The sequence below is a fragment of the Clostridium sp. OS1-26 genome (genome assembly GCF_030915445.1).
Classification (GTDB): Bacteria; Bacillota; Clostridia; order Clostridiales; family Clostridiaceae; genus Clostridium_AM.
The window spans coordinates 4,237,185-4,255,383 of sequence record NZ_CP133264.1 but is presented as its reverse complement, the minus strand read 5'-3'; the positions used below and the strand labels follow the sequence as shown (position 1 = coordinate 4,255,383).

Sequence of the window (18,199 nt, the reverse complement as noted above, 5' to 3'; positions counted from 1 at the left end):
TAAAAATAAATAAGCACTAGCATTTATCTTCTTAACAACTATACATTTCAAATATAATAAGCACCTAGAGTTAACCAAGTGCTTTACTGTTGCCACACAGCTTTCACATAATCCCTGCCATGTGACACAATTTCTATGATATTATTCTAGCATAATTTTTCAATCTTTGCGTTCGGTCTTTTTATATACTCACTGTTGGTTCGAGTATTGTCAATGTATTGTTATAAGTGTTAAGGTTAGCTTGAGCACCTATAGGTATAGCCATCTTGTATATGCCATGTCCTGATGCTAAATTTGTCATGAGAGGTTTATTCAATGGCATCATAACTTCATTAATTAAATCTTCATATGACTTACCATATGCAGGCTCACAATTCGTGCATTCACCCATAATAATACCTGCGCAATCCCTAAACTTACCTGCTAATATTAAATGGTTTATATACCTGTAGACTGTGTTAATAGGCTCATGAACTTCTTCAATTAAGAGTATCTTTCCTCTGGTATCAACTTCAAATGGGGTGCCAAGATTATCTACAAAGGATGTAAGATTACCTCCTACTATAGCTCCCGTTACATTTCCAGAGACCTTGCTTATTAGAGGCATTTCAGGAGGATTTTCAAGTTCCCTTGGTGAGGTAAGTGTAGATGTAGCAGTAAAAAACTGATTGAAGTTGTATGCAGGAGTGGTCGATCTAAAGTCTATTAAAAGAAGACTATGAAAAGTAATTAAGTTAGCCCATATATACAAAATGTTTAATAAAATTGTTATATCACTGTACCCTGTGACAATTTTAGGATTCTGTGCGATAACAGAGTAGTCAAGATATGGTATAATACCTGCAACACCTACTCCACCTCTTGAGGGAATAATAGCCTTCACATCAGGGTTTTTAAACATTTCCATCAAATCAAAGGCCCTCTGTTGTTCTGTGGCTGCAATATATCCATTATAAGAATATACATATTTCCCCAAAACTACATTAAAACCCATATTCTTAAGAGTCTGTATACCATCATTAATCACATCAGCAGATAACGGACTCCCTAAAGTAACTATTCCGATTGTATCTCCTGCACGTAAAATTGGTGGTCTCGTTGCCATACTCATTCACCTTCTAAATAACTTAATAATATATAATCTTACAATCCCGCAAAAACTACTCCTTGTCGCTATTTATATCTATCACCTCCACACGGACAAGAAGTTTAGACTTAAGAAACTACCAAAACCTCGTTTCATTATTACTATGATATTATATGAAGTTACTCATTATTACTTATATCCTTTGTAAAAGAAAATTTACTAATGGACGTTAATAAATTTAATAAAGATGAATATATTAAAGAACTTTAAGAAGATCTTCAATAGTTGCGAAACTAATGAGGATAAAAGAAACTTTTTAAAGCGTTTAGTTAAGTGCATATATACTGAGGGGTTAATAAAAAATAAGGCTAGAAGTCACATTCTAGCCTTATTTCAATTATCTCTGTCCTTTTTCATATGGTACACCATCCGTAATTAATAGTAGAAATTTTATTTTAGAACAATATAAAGCCCCAGGCTAGTTTCAACTATATCTTCATCACCTGCTTCAGAATTAAAATCAAATATTATTTTTTGTGCTAACTGATCATAATATATTCTCGCATGCATATAGATTTGAGATTATTATTCACCCATGTAAACCACCTCGTATCATTAGTTTATGTATATATTCACTGATTGTTTATAATTTCCTTTTTATCGTGAAAATTATACTGAGATGGAAATATAAAAAGTTATATGGGGTAATCCTACTTTGCACCTGGTTACACAGATGATGATATTACCACAATTTACAGAAAAAACTTCACACCCTCAAATTTTTTTATACCCATTTCCGGAAATAACAGAATTATTATGACTAGTGTACTGAATTGACACACATTTGACACATAAATGTAATAATATACGTATATATGTACTTTAATTACAATTTTTAATTTATTCAACAATTAGGTGGTGTTTTAGTTTGTCATTTAATTCAACACAGTTTTTACTTTTTTTCTTTATTGTAGTTGTTCTTTATTATGCTATACCAAATAGAATACGTTGGATTTGGCTCCTTGTAGTAAGCTATTACTTTTATATGACGTGGAATCCAAAATATGTCTTTTTAATTATTGCATCCACTTTAATTACATATGTTGGGGGATTGTTGATAAATAAGGCGGAAAAAGTAAGAACAAGAAAATTACTTGTTTTTTTAAGTATATCAAGTAACCTGGGAATTCTTTTTATGTTTAAATATTACGTTTTTTTTAGTACAAGCATTACACGTATTTTTTATCATTTTCACATTGCTGTAAATATGTCATCATTTGATTTTATGCTTCCTGTTGGGATTTCATTCTATACATTCCAGGCATTGAGCTACATTATAGATGTTTACAGAAAAGATATTAAAGCAGAAAAAAATTTTTGGAAATATGCTTTGTTTGTATCATTTTTTCCTCAACTACTCTCAGGACCTATTCAAAAATCAAAACATTTTATGAAACAGATAGATGAAAATCACTATTTTAGCTACAATAATGTGAAAAGCGGGTTGCTTTTGATGTTATGGGGATATTTCCAAAAAACGATGGTAGCAGACAGAATAGGAAATATTGTAAATACTGTTTATGGTAATCCAGCAAATTACAGAGGATTTGTAATAGTAATAGCTACAGTATTTTTTGCTTTTCAACTATATTGTGATTTTTCATCGTATTCAAATATAGCAATAGGCGCAGCACAGGTTATGGGCTTTAGGCTATCCCAGAATTTTGAAAGTCCATATTTTTCAAAATCAATAAGAGAATTTTGGAAGCGATGGCATATGTCACTTACAAGCTGGTTTATGGATTATCTTTATTTTCCTTTGGGGGGAAGTAGATGTAGTAAACTTAGAAAATATTTTAATGTTATGGTGGTATTTATAGTAAGTGGCCTGTGGCATGGCTCAAGTTTTTCATTTATAGTATGGGGTGCACTCCATGGTATATATTATGTAATTGAAAATTTATTTATTCCTGTAGGAGATATATTGGTAAGAAAATTTAAAATTAGGATGAATTCTTTTGGTTATAAATTATCTATGATATTGATTAATTTTATATTGGTTGATTTTGCATGGCTGTTTTTCAGGGCAACTTCTTTTAAAAATGCTGTAATATTAATTAAGAATATGTTTTATTTTAATCCTTCAATATTTGTTGATGGCTCTCTATACAAACTTGGATTGGATTCATCAAATTTTTTAATTGCAATGCTTAGTCTTGGTGTAGTTTTTATCGTTGATCTGTTGCAAGGAAGAAGAAATTTGAGGGATGAATTGTTGAAACAAAATACAGTATTCAGGTGGTCTCTGTATTTGACTTCAGTAATAATTATATTGATATTCGGTGTATATGGCTCAGGCTATAATATTCAACAATTTATATATTCTAAGTTTTAGGAGGATCATATGTGATTAAAAATATAATTATAAAAGTTTCAATTTTTAGTGCTATTTTAATATTTATAATTTCTATTATTACCCCCGTATTTATATTGAAAACAGGTCATAGAGGTAAGTTGATAGAAGGCTTGTATAACCATACTGGAAATGCGTATGACGTGGTGTTAATGGGGGGAAGTCATATGAATGCAGGAATAGATCCCAATGTATTGTGGCATGATTATGGCATAACAAGTTTCAACTATGCTTCAGGCGGCCAATCTATGGACATGACATATTACATGTTGAAGGAAGTTTTAAAGAAGCATAAAAATTCCATTGTTGTACTTGATGCATATTATCTGGCTCGAAGTGCTGAGTATGGCGAAAAAGGTTATTTAAGCAATGCACTTGACAACATGAAGTTTTCAATGAATAAATTGGAAGCTATATGGAACTGTACGCCACTCGAAGACAGATTGGAGTATCTGATACCATTTTTAAAATATCATTATAGATGGAATCAACTTACAGAGAATGATTTCAATTATGATAGCTCCGAAATATACTATACGAAAGGATTTATTGCCGGAACCGAAAGATATGGAAAAGACGATTCAACAGCAAGTCAAACATCCAGAACAGTTTCAGGTACGGTAAATCTGCCGTCAAAATCACTGGCCTATTTGAACAAGATTATAGACTTGTGCAAAAAAAATAATTTGAAATTGATTTTAGTTAATACTCCGTTTGACTATAATTCTGATGCCGCTTCAAGTGAATGGGTCAGTCAACAAGCTAAGATGTTCAACAAGGTTGCAGAGATTGCAAAGAAAGATAATATACCATTTATCAGTTATAATGATAAGATGAATGAAATAAATTTTGATTTTAAAAATGATATGCATAATTCAGGGCATCTTAATATCTGGGGGGCCTATAAGGTTACAAAGGATTTGGGAAACTATTTAAAACAAAATTATAATTTAAAGGATCATAGAAATGACAGTTCTTATAGTCAGTGGAACATAGATTATAAAAAATCTCAGGCGGCAGCTTATATAACTGATAGGACAAATAAATAATTTATTAAAAAATATAAAATAACCCCAAAGGGTGAAAGAAATTAAAAAAGTAGATGGAAAAGAGAATGAAAAGGATACTGTAAGATCTGAATTCCTTTTGAAAATGTATTTATCAACTCCTAAGAATGTTGAGGAAATGCGAAGACATATAAACACCGTAAAATTCAATTTTGAATAATACAGTGTTCATGTAAATTGTTCGCTTTTTCAGTTGTTACGTTAAATAAGAAGAATGTTTAGTAAAATCTACTCGCTTGCCTACCATTTATCATCTAATATTTGTTTTCTCTTTACTTTATATTCCTCTTCGCTTATAATTTCATCGTCCTTAAGTGCTTTAAGCTTTCTAAGCTTTTCATCAAAACTTTTCTCCTCTTCCTGATGCGAATTTCATATTGTAAAGTTAGCAAGTCCTACACTCTTGATTAAAAGAATGTAGGACTGTTTATTGCCATAATAAAATCCCAATGTGGAATAGAGGATATTTATGTATCTATAGTTTATACAGTTATAAAATAATTATTACAGAAGCCATATAAAACTATTAAACCAAGTGTTTAACTTAGTGTGCCTAAATTTTGATAATAATAAAGGGGATATTCTAATGAAATTAAATAAAATTCATCATATAGCTATTATTTGTTCAGATTATGAAAAATCTAAGGATTTTTATGTTAACATTTTGGGTTTAAAAATCATTAAGAAAACATATAGAAAAGAATGGAAATCACATAAGTTGGATTTAGCTCTTGGCCAGGATTATCAAGTTGATTGTCCAAAATAAAAAGCTATTACAAGAGAAAATACAGTTAAGTACTGTTCCGCAGTTACTTTTCCAACGATAGCAAGAAAACAAAACACTATAGTAAGTAATAGAGCTATAATCTTTTTAATCTGTAGTAGTTCTTTCATATGTTATCATCTCCTATTTTAAAATCTTGCTCCAATCTTTAGGTCTTATCACACCATCGGGATCACTCCAAATACCTTCTCTCTTTTGCCATTCTTTAACCTTTTGAACTGTATTAGGATTAAATACACCATTATTAGGATTAATGCCTATGAACCATTGTATAAACCTAGTGGCAACTACATTTGCTGACCACCCTTCTCCTATAGTCGGCATCTTAGTGATTGCATTCAAAGCATCTATGAGCTGAGAATCTATATTTTCACTGTCTGGTACCCCTATCACATATCTAAACTGTTTTATTGCTGCTTTAGTCTTTGGACCAATAACTCCATCTGCATTAACTTCACCGGCAGCTAGGCAACTGACTCTTTGCAAATCATGTTGAACGGATCTTATAAGGTCAGAATTATAATTTGATTGTACTATTTGCCCTGATAAAATAGAGTCTTTTATATCCTGCAGTGGGTAGTTAGTACCAGGACAAGAGGTTTCAAGCCATTCTTTGTGTCCATACACTTTTGTTCCACACATAAGTCTCATAGCATAATCTAAGATCATGCAACCAAATAAGACTTGCAAACCAACTTCCCAACTACCAAAACACCAACTTAATATAGTTCCTATGCTTGCCACTATTATATTAAAAATATTTTCTTTATCCAAAGTACACCTCCTGTTTTAAGTAAAATAAAAAGAGCTTGGATTATTCCGAGCTCTCATGGCGTATAATGTTTCTATTACAACGTAAAAATACCGTAAAATTCATCTGAATAATACGGTATTTTAATAAAATGTTTTTCTTAATGTCAATATCATTAAAGTTACGATGTATAAAGTTTTATCACAATACTAATAACTAATTTGTTAGTATGCACAAACCGTTAATGTAGCACTTGTTGAAACTCCAGTACTTAAATCAATAGCTGTTATTATCACTGACTTAAGAGTTGTTAAATCAATGCCTTTATTTGGTACTACTGTAACTAGACCATTTCTTGCTGAAACTGTTGCAACATCACATACATATTTTATATTATCAGCAAGTTGTGATCCTGTAATATCTCCTCCATTTTAATCTAATACTGTATACGTTGCATATCCATTTCCTAGAATTTAATCTTGTTTAACAGGAGCGATACCTAATACAGTTGAAGTTATCATAATTTTACTGATTCTTTAACTTTCACTTGCACCTGGTGTTTCAAGATTAAGTGAAGGATATTTAATAATGCCAGCTATACCATTTATACTATCCACCAATGTAATAGTAACTACGTCAACAGTACTAGAAGCATTGTTGAATGTTATGGTACCTGTTCCTGTTAATGGATCTAAAACTATTGATGAACTTACAGATGCAACTGCAAGTATCTCTGAAGCTGGAATCGCTTTAGTAATATCAACACCATTTTTATCTAATAATCTGTATTGGAAAGTAGCCGTATTCGTTCCAGTCTTTGTTAGAACAGTTGAAATAAATTCAATTCTAGCTACTGATGAAGTTGATATAGAAGTTGAGTTTGATGAAGAAGTTGTCATTTTTGTATCGCTTGTAGCCACATTGTTCGTTTTGGCAGGTGCTGCTTGTACACCTGTTCCTAATGCTACACTACTTGTAGCAATAATTGAAAGAGCCATTAAACTTGATAATAATTTTTTTGATTTCATAATAATTTTCTCCCTCGTTTTAAAAATTATATACTAAAGCAAAAATACTTTAATATCAAAGCTAGGACTTTTTATTTTTACAGATATATGGAATGTTATTTTATTTTTTACTTATTTGTATTCATTTGTAAATAATTATACAACTTATTTATGAATAAAATATTTCACAAGTGTAAAACAAATATTAATTTAACACATTTTGTAATAACATAATATATTTTACATTGCAACTTTTATTAATATATGATTTTGGGGTTCGCACAAGTTAGGCTATTATTTATCAGTTGATACAGTTATATAATTTTTCTATTGCTAACATATTTTAAAATAATAAAGAGCCGTAAGGCTCTTTATAAAAATATCTTTATTCCTTCATATAAAATTTGCTGCCATCATAATAACAATCAAATGTTTCTGATGTTATAACCTCATTACTACCAGATTTTTGTGCTTTTACAAGAATTCTATAAGTACCAACACTAGGATGAAGTTCTTTTACAAAATGAAAAGTTTTGTCAAATCCTTGCATTTCTGAATAACCACCAACGCTGGAAAGAGCTCCATTTGAAAGTACTTTGTTTACTTTTACTTGGTAATAATCAGCAGCCGTAACTTCGCACCAAGTAATATCTCCGTTAGAACTAATGTCTGCATTTAACTTATATCCTACCCAAGGTTCACTTAAAGTTTTTGTGCTTGTACTATTTAATGTTGCAGCTTTAGCTGTTGTTCCTAACGCTACACTACTTGTAGCAATAATTGAAAGAGCCATTAAACTTGATAATAATTTTTTCGATTTCATTTTACTTCTCCCCCATCATGTGTTTTATATTGATCATATTTACTGTTCTTGTAGATTTTTTTATCACTTAAATTGTAAATTTACAAATATCTACAGCACCAATGATAGTATAGTCACTCAAAGAAGACAACTCTATTATCGTTAACTATGCTTTTTTTATCGTAAAGTACTCTAAAGTTGTAAATAATTATTTTACGCACTAAAACAGACTTTTTACGATATTATTAAGCTTATCTATCCTTAAAATAAGCGCAATAAAAAGACTTAGTTAACTAAGCCTTTGTGCCGTATAATATAATTTTTCTACTATGAAGCAATTGTCGTTAATATTTCTGTCTTTTCGGATTCTATAAGTTTTGTATATTCTGTAATAATATCCTCTGCTGTTCTGTTTTCTTGTATCATTCTAGCTTTAATAGCACCTACAAAAATATTTAATTTCCATGTTGGCATAGTTAATAAATTCAATAGAGATGAATATCTTAAAGAACTTAAAAATTTTAAAGAAACATTCAAAAGCTATAAAACAATTGAAGATAAAAGAAATTTATTGAAACACTTAGTTAGGTGTATATATAGATAGTGTAACCAAAGAAATAAGACTAGAATTAATACTCTAGCCTTATCTTAGTTATTTAAATTATCTACTATTCTTTTCGTATGGTACACCATCTGCTGCTGGAGCTGTTGTTTTTCCTACAAAACCTGCTAAAGCAAGCATTGTAAGTATATATGGTATACTTGAGTAGAATTCAGTTGGTAAGTGCCAGCTGAAACCTTGCGCAAATATTTGGAAGGATCCTCCGAAGGCAAATAACATACATGCCCACATTGTACCAAATGGTTTCCAGTTACCAAATATCATAGCTGCTAGTGCTATAAATCCACGTCCTGCTACCATTCCTTCTCTATATACCGGTGTTACTCCAACAAGTGCAGCCCCACCAAGTCCTGCCAAAGCACCTGATAATATTACACATAAATATCTCATAGCATAAACATTTATTCCTAGTGTATCTGCTGCTTTTGGGTGTTCTCCAACGGATCTTATTCTAAGTCCTAAAGGAGTTTTAAATAATACATACTGAGCTACAAATACTAATATTATTGCTATTATAACAAACCAGTTTATACCTGCAAGTAACGGTCCAATTACAGGAATAGATTTTACTGCATCTGGTATATTATATGGAAGGGCTGCAACGATATCTGTTTGACCACCCTTTTTAAATATTTTAAATATAAGAAAGCTTGCTAACGCTGATGAAAAAAGGTTTATTGCTGTACCAGATATAACCTGATCCGCTTTTAAATGTATACTTAAAAATGCGTGTACTAAGGATATAGCCATACCTGCCAGTACTGCAAATACTACTCCTATTGCTGGGTTTCCTGTTATATATGTTCCGAATACTGCAAAGAAGGCACCCATTGTCATCATCCCATCAAGACCTATGTTAACAACTCCAGATCTCTCAGAGAAAACTCCTCCAAGACCTGCAAATATTAAAGGTGTTGCTGTTCTTAAAGTTGCAGCTATTAATCCGATTACCATAACACTATCCATTGATTAACACCTTCCTTTTCTTTCTCTCTGAGAAGTATTTAACAATATAGTCTGTTGCAACAAATATTATTATTATTGATTGTATTAAATAAACTATTTCTTTTGGTATTCCATTCAACTGAAGCATTTTTGAAGAACTATTAAGTGCTCCAAAAAGAATTGCTGAAGGTATACAAGCAACAGGATTATTCTTCGCAAGAAGTGCAACTGCTATACCATCAAATCCAAAGCCTGGCAATGCCATCATATCTTGTGCTTGATGCAGCACACCTGATATATGAGTTGCTCCACCAACACCAGCTATAGCTCCAGATAGAACCATTGCTAAAATTATATTTTTTGATATATTTATTCCGCCGTATTCTGCACCATGTGGGTTTATTCCAACGGCTCTTATTTCATAACCTACTGTTGTTTTCCAAAGTAACCAGTAAATAAATATTGCAACTAATATACCTATTATAAGTGCTATGTTTGCTCTGCTCATATTGCTAAATCTTAAAAGTTCCGCACTCTTTTGTATTAATGGAGTATTTGCTTCACCTTGCACAGCAAATCTTGATCTTAATATAATATAGTTTGCTAAATACAATCCTAAATAGTTCATCATTATTGTATTAATAACTTCGTTTGTTCCTATTTTGGCTTTTAAATACCCAGGTATACCAGCCCAAATTGCTCCTGCTATTATACCTCCTATTATTATAAGTGGTATGTGTACTATAGGACTTAATCCTGGTATTAAACCTATTACAGCTGCTGAAACCATACCCATTACAAACTGACCTTCAACTCCTATGTTAAATAGTCCACATTTGAATGCTATAGCATTGGCTATACCTGTAAATATAAGTGGTGTTACATATACCATTGTTTCAAGTGTTTTTCTTGTATCACCAAAGCTTCCATTCCATATTGTGCCGAAAAGATCTCCTAAAGCTGAAAAGTATTCTGTTATTCCGTATCCTTTAGCCCACATAACGAAAAATACTGATACAAATATAGCAACAATTATAGAAAATAAAGGGAAAGCGATAGCTTTAAGTGAATCACTTAAAGGGTTATTAATTGCATTAGTCTTTTCTTTACTCAACATCCTTCACCTCTCTTTTTGCTTCGCTTAAGCTTCCTCCGGCCATAAGTATACCTAACTTCTGTTCCGTAGCATCCTTTCTATCTAAAATATCTACTACTTTTCCATCATACATTACAGCGATTCTATCAGAAAGAGCCATTATTTCGTCTAGCTCAAGTGAAACTAGGAGTACTGCTTTACCATTATCTCTTTCCTGTACAAGTCTTTTGTGTATATATTCTATAGCTCCAACATCCACTCCTCTTGTAGGTTGTGATGCAATTAAAAGCTCTGGATTTTTAGATATTTCTCTTGCTGCTATAAACTTCTGTTGATTTCCTCCAGATAATGCTGAAGCATTAACTTCATCACTAGGAGTTCTAACATCAAACTCTTCTATAAGTTTTTTACAGTGTTCTCTTATAGCTTTATAGTTCATTACTATACCTTTACTGAAAGGTTTTTTATGCTGAAGCCCCAATATACCATTTTCAAATAATGAGTATTTTAATATAAGTCCTCTTTTATGTCTATCTTCTGGTATATGTCCTAAGCCACTATCTATAATTTCTCTTGTGCTTTTTCCATATATATCTTTGCCGCTTAACACTACTTTTCCACTTTCAGGTTTTCTAAGACCTGTTATAGTTTCAATGAATTCTGATTGTCCATTACCATCAACACCAGCTATACCTACTATTTCACCTGCATTAACAGTAATACTAACACCATCTACTACATTTAATCCTCTGCTATCTTTGGCAAATAAATTTTCAACTCTTAATATCTCTTTACCTAGCTTTGCTTGTTCTTTATCAACTACCAAATTAACCTTTCTTCCTACCATAAGTTCAGCTAATTGATCTATATTGGTTTCCGAAGTTTTAACTATTCCTGTAACCTTACCACGTCTTATTATAGTAACCCTATTACTCATCTTCATAACTTCTTTTAATTTGTGTGTTATAAGAATTACAGATTTTCCTTCTTTTTTAAGGTTTTCTATTATAGCTGCAAGTTCATCAATTTCTTGAGGTGTTAAAACAGCGGTAGGTTCATCTAGTATCAATATTTCAGCACCTCTGTATAAAGCTTTTAATATTTCAACCTTTTGTTGTTGACCTACTGATATATTTTCTATAACAGCCTTAGGATCAATAGAAAATCCATATTTTTTAGATATTTCTTCAACATCTCTTATTGCCTTATTAATATCAATTTTAAGTCCTTTTTTAGGTTCTCTTCCTAAAACTATATTTTCTGCTACAGTAAAGTTATTTACAAGCATAAAATGTTGGTGAACCATACCAATGCCAAGTTTTATAGCATCGTTAGGGTTTGTTATTTTAGCAAGCTGCCCATTTACATATACCTCACCTTTTTCTGGCTGATATAAACCATACAATATATTCATAAGTGTGGTTTTTCCAGCACCATTTTCTCCAAGTAAAACGTGCGTTTCACTCTTTAACAAATCAAAATCAACATCTTCATTTGCAATGGTTCCGGGAAAAACTTTGGTTATACCCTTCATCTCTATTACTTTCTCCATAATGCACCCACTGCTACAATCTACTAAAAATTAATAGATTAATAGCCGTATCCTCCCTTCCTTCCACATAAAATTTATTAATAGATTTAATTTTTAAATTTAAATTTATATCATATTAATTAAAAATATCTTTTTTATTTTTCCCATAGAAGAACTTTTTAATTAATATAATTATTTTATAGCAACAAGTGTGTTACCGTTTACATATTTATTTTTTTAAAAATGCGAATTTACTCAAATTCACATCTACTTTTCTATAAATTTTTCCGACCCTTTAAGAACAAGTTTTGGCATAAGAGTAATATTTTTTATTTCAGCACCTTGTTTGTTCTTTAAATTTTCCACTAAAATTTTCATAGAGGCTATACCTAATTCTGTTGTAGGCCCGTCTACAAAACTGATATTCATACCTAGCGAATTTAATACATCTACTTTATCAAATCCCACTATTGCAATATCCTCAGGTATTTTTAACTTATGACTACGAAGTGCTTTAACACACCCTACTGTCATTTTGTTACTAGATACAAAAATAGCTGTTGGTCTATCTTCCATTTCTATTATTTTCTTAGTACATATATAGGCTGATTCTTGTCCATAATCTCCAAACAGAATATATCTATCGTCAATGTCTATATTATTAACGTTCAAAGCTTTTTTATATCCTATTAGCCTATTTTGCGCTGCATCAGAATTCATGCGACCAGTGATTATAGCTATTTTTTTATGGCCAGCCTTTATCAACGCTTCCGTGCTATCAAATGCGCCTTTTATATTGTCAACAAAAACTCCGCTAAAATCTGAATACTTTACATGTCCATCTAACAAGACTACAGGAATTCCTAATTGTTCGATTGTCTTTAAGTACTCACTATTGAGCTCATCCTCAACAGAAGTTGGCGCAATTATTATCCCTCGAATTCTCTGCTCCTTTAAAAGCTTTAAAGCCTTTAATTCTTTTTGTATATTTTCATCAGTATTACAAAGAATTATATTCAAATCACATTCATCTGCTACCTGGCTAATGCCTTTTATAACTTCACCATAAAACTGATTATTTATCTCCGGTATTAGCACTCCTATAGTATTGGTCTTGCTTTTAGATAAACTTCTTGCTATTGCGCTTGGAGTGTAGTTTAATTCTTCAATTGCTTTTAATACTCTAATCTTGGTTTCTTTTTTCACATATCCAGAATTATTTAAAACTCTAGATACTGTAGTCAAAGATACTCCCGCTTTTCCAGCAATATCATTAATTGTTGCTGACACTTAAACACCCTCATTTCTAAATTATGAAATTTGGTTCATTTATTATTATTTGTATTTCATAAATTAATATGTTAGCGCTTACATACTAAATATACAACATGTTACGACAAAGTTCAATACAATTTTTTTTAAATCATATAAAATTTCTTCATAATGTATGTTGTTTTAAAGTCTCTTTATCCGATGTCTACCGCCACTAACACCCCAACGCACTTTGTGAAAGCGATTCACACAAAATCAGCACTCTGTGTAAGTGATCATCTCAAAATCATAGATTTTGGATGCCTACTTAAGATTTGGGATATCTACTTAAGATTTTGGATGCCTGCTTAACATTTTGGTCCTCTGCTTAAATGACATATGTCCTTTCTATAATTTTACAATTTATATTTATCTATTTCAATACCCTAAACACTTATAAAAAAATAATAATTAACTACTGGTTGTTATTTCTTTAAACTGTCTAAAATTATAGCCAAATACTTCTCCAAAATCACTATATATATGATATAATAAAATGTAATTCTATTTTACATTAAATGGAGGTTTTATTTTGAGTACACAAGACAAAATAAGAAACATATTTTTATATTTACTCAGTATCAAAAATATGGACAAGAAAATAATACGGGATGTTTCAAAATATGAAAAAGTAATTGCTGAAACTGACCTTCTTAATAAAAAAGGATGTATTTTAAACAAAAAAGAAGATGAGAATTGGCTGTATGTAAATAAAGACTGCAGTGAACTTTATAATATCCTTTTTAAAATATACTCTACACTAGAAAAAAATAGTGAAGACTTGGAGATAGTTTGGGGACATAGTATTTTAGGCTGGGAAGTAAATAATGAAAAAATACTTCACCCTATATTTACAACAAAGATGTCTTTGAACTTTGATGCCAGAAATGCTGTTTTCAGCTTAACTCCTTATAATAATATTACTAATTTAGAGATTGGTATTTTAGAAGGACTAGACCTACCTAATTTACATAAAATATTAGATTTAAATCTAGAGATAAAAAATTCTGGAGTGGATGTTCTAAACCTTAGTGAAGCTCACGATATTTCAATAAGACTTTTAAATTGTTTAAACAAAGAAGGTATAACAAATATAGTAAACGAAAATCTTGTATCTTTATCTTCATTAGATATATCTACTACTCCTGTAATTTATAATGCTCCATGTATAATACTTAGAAATATCGATACAAGACTTTGGGATTCAGAATTAAATAATATACTAAATTACATAGATGAAGGAAATCCTATTCCTAAAACTGTTGAAGCTTTGGTTAAGGAAAGTGGTGCTGCAGAAGATAATTTAAATAATAGAGAATGGGATTCTGCCTCTAAGGATGTATTATTCCCTCTTCCAGCAAACGAGGAACAAGAAGAAATAACAAGAAGACTTGCTCAAAATTTTGGTGTTGTTGTTCAAGGCCCCCCTGGAACTGGTAAAAGCCATACCATAGCAAATTTAATATGTCATCTTATGGCCCATGGGAAAAGAATCCTTGTTACAAGCCAGACAGATAGAGCTCTAAAGGTTCTTTCTGATAAAATACCAGATGAAATAAAGTCTTTATGTATAAGTCTGCTTGGAAACGATGCAAAAGCTTTAAAAGACCTTGATGAATCTGTAAGAAAGATTACAGAAAATTTATCATTAGATTCTAATGTTCTTTTAAAAGAAGTTCTTCCATTGGAAGAAGAGCTTAAAAAATGTAGAGAACACATAGTAAACCTTATGCATAATTTGAAAGAAGCTGAGTCTTTCGAAAATAAAACTGTAAATTATAAAAATGAAACCTTTACCCTTGTAGAGCTTTCAAGATGGATAAAGGAAAATAGCTCTCTTTATTCTTGGATAGATGATGAAATACAGATAAAAACTAAATGTCCTTTATCATCAGAGGAATTTAACAGACTAATTCAACATATGAAATCAACAAAAAAGGCAGAGATTGATAAACTTAATAAAGTAAAAGATATACTGTGCAAGCTTCCACCCTATGAAGAACTAAATGTAAAACTTGATAAGATGAAGACATTAGAATCAGGTATTGAAGAGTATAGGAGAATTGTCGACTTATGGAAGATAAGCATAAACAATGCTGATATCGAAGAGCTATTAAAGCTATGTATTAATGCTAAAGCCAAGATTGAAGAAATTGAAAGCAGCTGGCTTAAATCAATTATGAAGTCCTATTATAATACAGAAGTCTCAAGGGAGTTCTGGCCTGATGTTATATTAAATATAAACAACCATATAAAACAAATTAATGTTATAAGACAAATTATTAATTCACATAACATAAAGATTCCAAACAATTTAGATATATATAAACTTCAAACAGATTTTCAAATTATTTCCAAACACATAGAATCTAAAGGTAAACCTGGTGCTATGTTTAAGCTCCTTCATAATAATATAAACTATATATTGGAAAGCTGCGAAGTAGATTATAGGCCTATTATATCAAAAGAGCAGTGTAATATTTTTAATAAAGCCTTAGAAAAAGAGCTCTTAGAAAGAAGCTTAAAAAACTTATGGAACAATACTGTTAAAGAATATGGCGGAAAACTTGTAAATAATTCTGATAGCAATTTTCTAAATGTTATTGCAGAAAATGTATTAGAAATAGAAGCTATTATAAATTGGGAAGAAGAATATGTAAATCCAATTAATAAGTTTGTAGAAAGTATTAAGCTTCCTATTGAATTAAATCTTTACAAAAAAGATTCAATAAACTACCTATTAAGAGGACTTGAATCTGTTAAGTGTATAAGAGAATATGAGGATTTGAGTAAATATACTGAAAATATAAGGAAAATGTTCTTAAACAACGAATTGTTAAGTGAGGTATCTGATTGGATAGCTGATTGTGATAAGACAAAGGTTAGAAAACTATATGATAATCTATGGCAGTTAAGGGAACTTAAAGATACAGGTGAGCAAATAAATAGATATTTAAATAGATTAGAAGGGACCTGTCCTTTGTTTGTAAAAAAACTATTAAATGAATGGCAAAGTAATAATCTAAGTCTTTCTTATAATAATTGGGATGAAGCATGGAAATGGCGTTCAGGAAATTCTCTATTAAATGAAGTTTATAAATTAAGTCCTGAACAAATAGAACAAGATATAGAAGCTGAAAAACTTAGAGAAAAGATATTAATTAAAGAAATTGTAGCTAAAAAGACCTGGTATAACCAAATAATGAGAACTACTGAGTCTCAAAAAAGAAGTCTTTTCACTTGGCTAGAATCTATAAAAAGAATAGGTAAAGGCACTGGAAAGCAAGCTGCAAAATACAGAAAGCTAGCTCAAAGAGAGATGGAAAACTGTAAGGAAGTTATTCCTGTTTGGATTATGCCATTAAATAAAGTAATTGAAAACATTAAACTTGAAAAAAATATATTTGATGTAGTTATAGTTGATGAGAGTAGCCAAAGTGATATATCTGCAATAACAGCCTTGTTAAGAGGTAAACGAGCAGTTATTGTAGGTGACGAATGCCAAATAAGCCCTGAAGCTATAGGAAAAGATAACGAAATGGTGGAAAACCTTATTCATAGATATCTAAGGAATGTACCTCACAAAGAATGGTTTGATTTAAAAACAAGTTTGTATCATACTGCTTTAAGGGTTTTCCCTAGCAGATTGGTTCTTAAGGAACATTTTAGATGTGCACCTGATATTATAGGCTTCAGCAATAACTTATGTTATTCAGGAGAAATTATACCTCTTAGATGTCCTGAGAATAGAAATACTTTTAAACCAGAAGTTTGCGCAGTAAAGGTATCTGGTGATAAGGACAACTCTAAAAACACAAATGAAAAAGAAGCTGAGGCTCTTGTAGAAAAGATAGTTGAGTGCTGTGATGATCCAAGATACAAAGACATGACTATGGGTGTTATTTCCCTGCTTGGTGAGTCACAAAGTGAATTAATCGAGAACTTACTTAAAGAAAAAATAGGTATTGAAAAAATGATTGAAAGAAAATTAATATGTGGAGATGCCTATTCATTCCAAGGTGATGAAAGAGATATCATGTTTGTATCTCTTGTTATAGCTAATAACGCAAAATTCACTGCCCTAACAAAAGAGTCTGATATAAGAAGATTCAATGTTGCGGCCAGCAGAGCTAAAAACCAGATGTTTTTATTTCATTCTGTTGACTTGGAAGATTTAAATTCTAAATGTGTAAGAGCAGAATTACTTAGTTACTGTTTAGACTCTAGCAAAAAGTATACTTTTATTTCTAAGGATGAAAACACATTAGTTTCTGGCTTTAAAAAGGATATATTTACTATGTTAAGGAGTAAAAATTATGATGTAAAATCCAATGTAACTATTGGTAAGTACAAAATAGACTTTGTTGTTGAGGGGTTAAACAGTAGATTTGCAATAGATTGCTGCAGTGAAGATACAGCTTACGCACTAAACTGGGAGGAACTTCACAACAGACGTATGACTCTTCAGAGAGTTGGCTGGAAATTCTTTATTATAAGAGAAAGCCAATTCTACTACAAGCCAGAGGAAACTATGGAAAGGCTTTATGCACAACTGGACAGCTTAGGTATTAAACCAGCAGCTGATTCTGGTGCACAAGCATCCCTTGAAGAAGCTGCATATGCTGTAGAGTAATTTTATTTTATATAATAAAGACCTGAAAACTACGGTTTCCAGGTCTTTTTATTTAATTTTTTTGCTGAAACATTAAATTATTTTATAGGGAAATTAACTAAAAAGTTAACTTATACAAAGGAATATGTTTACTTTAAGCCTTTTACTCCT

The 18,199-nt window shown here is 31.0% G+C and carries 13 protein-coding genes and 2 pseudogenes; 4 read left to right on the top strand and 11 right to left on the bottom strand.

Features of this window, described 5'->3' with window-relative positions; all coding sequences use genetic code 11:
* Window positions 1-181: 181 nt before the first annotated feature.
* Window positions 182-1,105: an LD-carboxypeptidase gene (locus RCG18_RS21065; protein WP_308037974.1), complete on the bottom strand. Its 924-nt coding sequence runs from the start codon at window positions 1,103-1,105 to the stop codon at window positions 182-184.
* 910 nt (window positions 1,106-2,015) lie between these two features.
* Between RCG18_RS21065 and RCG18_RS21060 the strand changes: the two genes are divergently transcribed.
* Both RCG18_RS21060 and RCG18_RS21055 read left to right on the top strand, forming a co-directional pair.
* Window positions 2,016-3,482 carry an MBOAT family O-acyltransferase gene (locus RCG18_RS21060; RefSeq protein WP_308037973.1) on the top strand — a complete coding sequence of 489 codons (1,467 nt, stop codon included), beginning with the start codon at window positions 2,016-2,018 and terminating at the stop codon, window positions 3,480-3,482.
* A gap of 11 nt (window positions 3,483-3,493) precedes the next feature.
* Window positions 3,494-4,549, top strand: a complete 1,056-nt coding sequence (locus RCG18_RS21055; protein ID WP_308037972.1) for an SGNH/GDSL hydrolase family protein — start codon at window positions 3,494-3,496, stop codon at window positions 4,547-4,549.
* 258 nt (window positions 4,550-4,807) lie between these two features.
* Here the strand turns inward: RCG18_RS21055 and RCG18_RS21050 are convergent.
* Window positions 4,808-4,894: pseudogene (locus tag RCG18_RS21050) on the bottom strand (SHOCT domain-containing protein); the annotation flags it as partial.
* Between the two features lie 259 nt (window positions 4,895-5,153).
* Between RCG18_RS21050 and RCG18_RS21045 the strand changes: the two are divergent.
* Window positions 5,154-5,303: pseudogene (locus tag RCG18_RS21045) on the top strand (VOC family protein); the annotation flags it as partial.
* An 8-nt stretch (window positions 5,304-5,311) separates the two neighbouring features.
* On the opposite strand, the gene RCG18_RS21040 reads toward RCG18_RS21045, so the two are convergent.
* The 9 genes from RCG18_RS21040 to RCG18_RS21000 all read right to left on the bottom strand — a co-directional run bounded on the left by RCG18_RS21040 (window position 5,312) and on the right by RCG18_RS21000 (window position 13,395).
* The gene (locus tag RCG18_RS21040) at window positions 5,312-5,461 is read right to left on the bottom strand and encodes a hypothetical protein (protein WP_308037971.1); all 150 of its coding nucleotides are present in this window, start codon (window positions 5,459-5,461) and stop codon (window positions 5,312-5,314) included.
* A gap of 13 nt (window positions 5,462-5,474) precedes the next feature.
* Window positions 5,475-6,125 carry a peptidoglycan-binding protein gene (locus RCG18_RS21035; RefSeq protein WP_308037970.1) on the bottom strand — a complete coding sequence of 217 codons (651 nt, stop codon included), beginning with the start codon at window positions 6,123-6,125 and terminating at the stop codon, window positions 5,475-5,477.
* 513 nt (window positions 6,126-6,638) lie between these two features.
* The gene (locus RCG18_RS21030; protein WP_308037969.1) at window positions 6,639-7,130 is read right to left on the bottom strand and encodes a hypothetical protein; all 492 of its coding nucleotides are present in this window, start codon (window positions 7,128-7,130) and stop codon (window positions 6,639-6,641) included.
* A 364-nt stretch (window positions 7,131-7,494) separates the two neighbouring features.
* The gene (locus RCG18_RS21025) at window positions 7,495-7,932 is read right to left on the bottom strand and encodes a hypothetical protein (RefSeq protein WP_308037968.1); all 438 of its coding nucleotides are present in this window, start codon (window positions 7,930-7,932) and stop codon (window positions 7,495-7,497) included.
* Between the two features lie 306 nt (window positions 7,933-8,238).
* The gene (locus RCG18_RS21020; RefSeq protein ID WP_308037967.1) at window positions 8,239-8,385 is read right to left on the bottom strand and encodes a hypothetical protein; all 147 of its coding nucleotides are present in this window, start codon (window positions 8,383-8,385) and stop codon (window positions 8,239-8,241) included.
* A gap of 187 nt (window positions 8,386-8,572) precedes the next feature.
* Window positions 8,573-9,499, bottom strand: a complete 927-nt coding sequence (locus RCG18_RS21015; protein ID WP_308037966.1) for an ABC transporter permease — start codon at window positions 9,497-9,499, stop codon at window positions 8,573-8,575.
* Window positions 9,492-10,595 (bottom strand): ABC transporter permease, encoded by a 1,104-nt coding sequence (locus tag RCG18_RS21010; RefSeq protein WP_308037965.1) that lies wholly within the window; start codon window positions 10,593-10,595, stop codon window positions 9,492-9,494. The genes RCG18_RS21015 and RCG18_RS21010 overlap by 8 nt, the downstream gene beginning before the upstream one ends.
* Complete coding sequence (locus RCG18_RS21005; protein WP_308037964.1) at window positions 10,585-12,126, bottom strand: ABC transporter ATP-binding protein; 1,542 nt, start codon at window positions 12,124-12,126, stop codon at window positions 10,585-10,587. The genes RCG18_RS21010 and RCG18_RS21005 overlap by 11 nt, the downstream gene beginning before the upstream one ends.
* Window positions 12,127-12,372: 246 nt before the next feature.
* The gene (locus RCG18_RS21000; RefSeq protein ID WP_308037963.1) at window positions 12,373-13,395 is read right to left on the bottom strand and encodes a LacI family DNA-binding transcriptional regulator; all 1,023 of its coding nucleotides are present in this window, start codon (window positions 13,393-13,395) and stop codon (window positions 12,373-12,375) included.
* Between the two features lie 553 nt (window positions 13,396-13,948).
* Here RCG18_RS21000 and RCG18_RS20995 point away from each other — a divergent pair.
* Entirely contained in the window at window positions 13,949-18,049 is a 4,101-nt protein-coding gene (locus tag RCG18_RS20995; protein WP_308037962.1) for an AAA domain-containing protein, read from the top strand.
* The last annotated feature ends 150 nt before the right edge of the window (window positions 18,050-18,199 follow it).

Bases quoted from the DNA above. Each gene is read 5' to 3' on its own strand.
- RCG18_RS21025 (WP_308037968.1), bottom strand. From the start codon at position 7,932: ATGAAATCGAAAAAATTATTATCAAGTTTAATGGCTCTTTCAATTATT.
- RCG18_RS21020 (WP_308037967.1), bottom strand. From the start codon at position 8,385: ATGCCAACATGGAAATTAAATATTTTTGTAGGTGCTATTAAAGCTAGA.
- RCG18_RS21005 (WP_308037964.1), bottom strand. From the start codon at position 12,126: ATGGAGAAAGTAATAGAGATGAAGGGTATAACCAAAGTTTTTCCCGGA.
- RCG18_RS21010 (WP_308037965.1), bottom strand. From the start codon at position 10,595: ATGTTGAGTAAAGAAAAGACTAATGCAATTAATAACCCTTTAAGTGAT.
- RCG18_RS21065 (WP_308037974.1), bottom strand. From the start codon at position 1,105: ATGGCAACGAGACCACCAATTTTACGTGCAGGAGATACAATCGGAATA.
- RCG18_RS21030 (WP_308037969.1), bottom strand. From the start codon at position 7,130: ATGAAATCAAAAAAATTATTATCAAGTTTAATGGCTCTTTCAATTATT.
- RCG18_RS21015 (WP_308037966.1), bottom strand. From the start codon at position 9,499: ATGGATAGTGTTATGGTAATCGGATTAATAGCTGCAACTTTAAGAACA.
- RCG18_RS21040 (WP_308037971.1), bottom strand. From the start codon at position 5,461: ATGAAAGAACTACTACAGATTAAAAAGATTATAGCTCTATTACTTACT.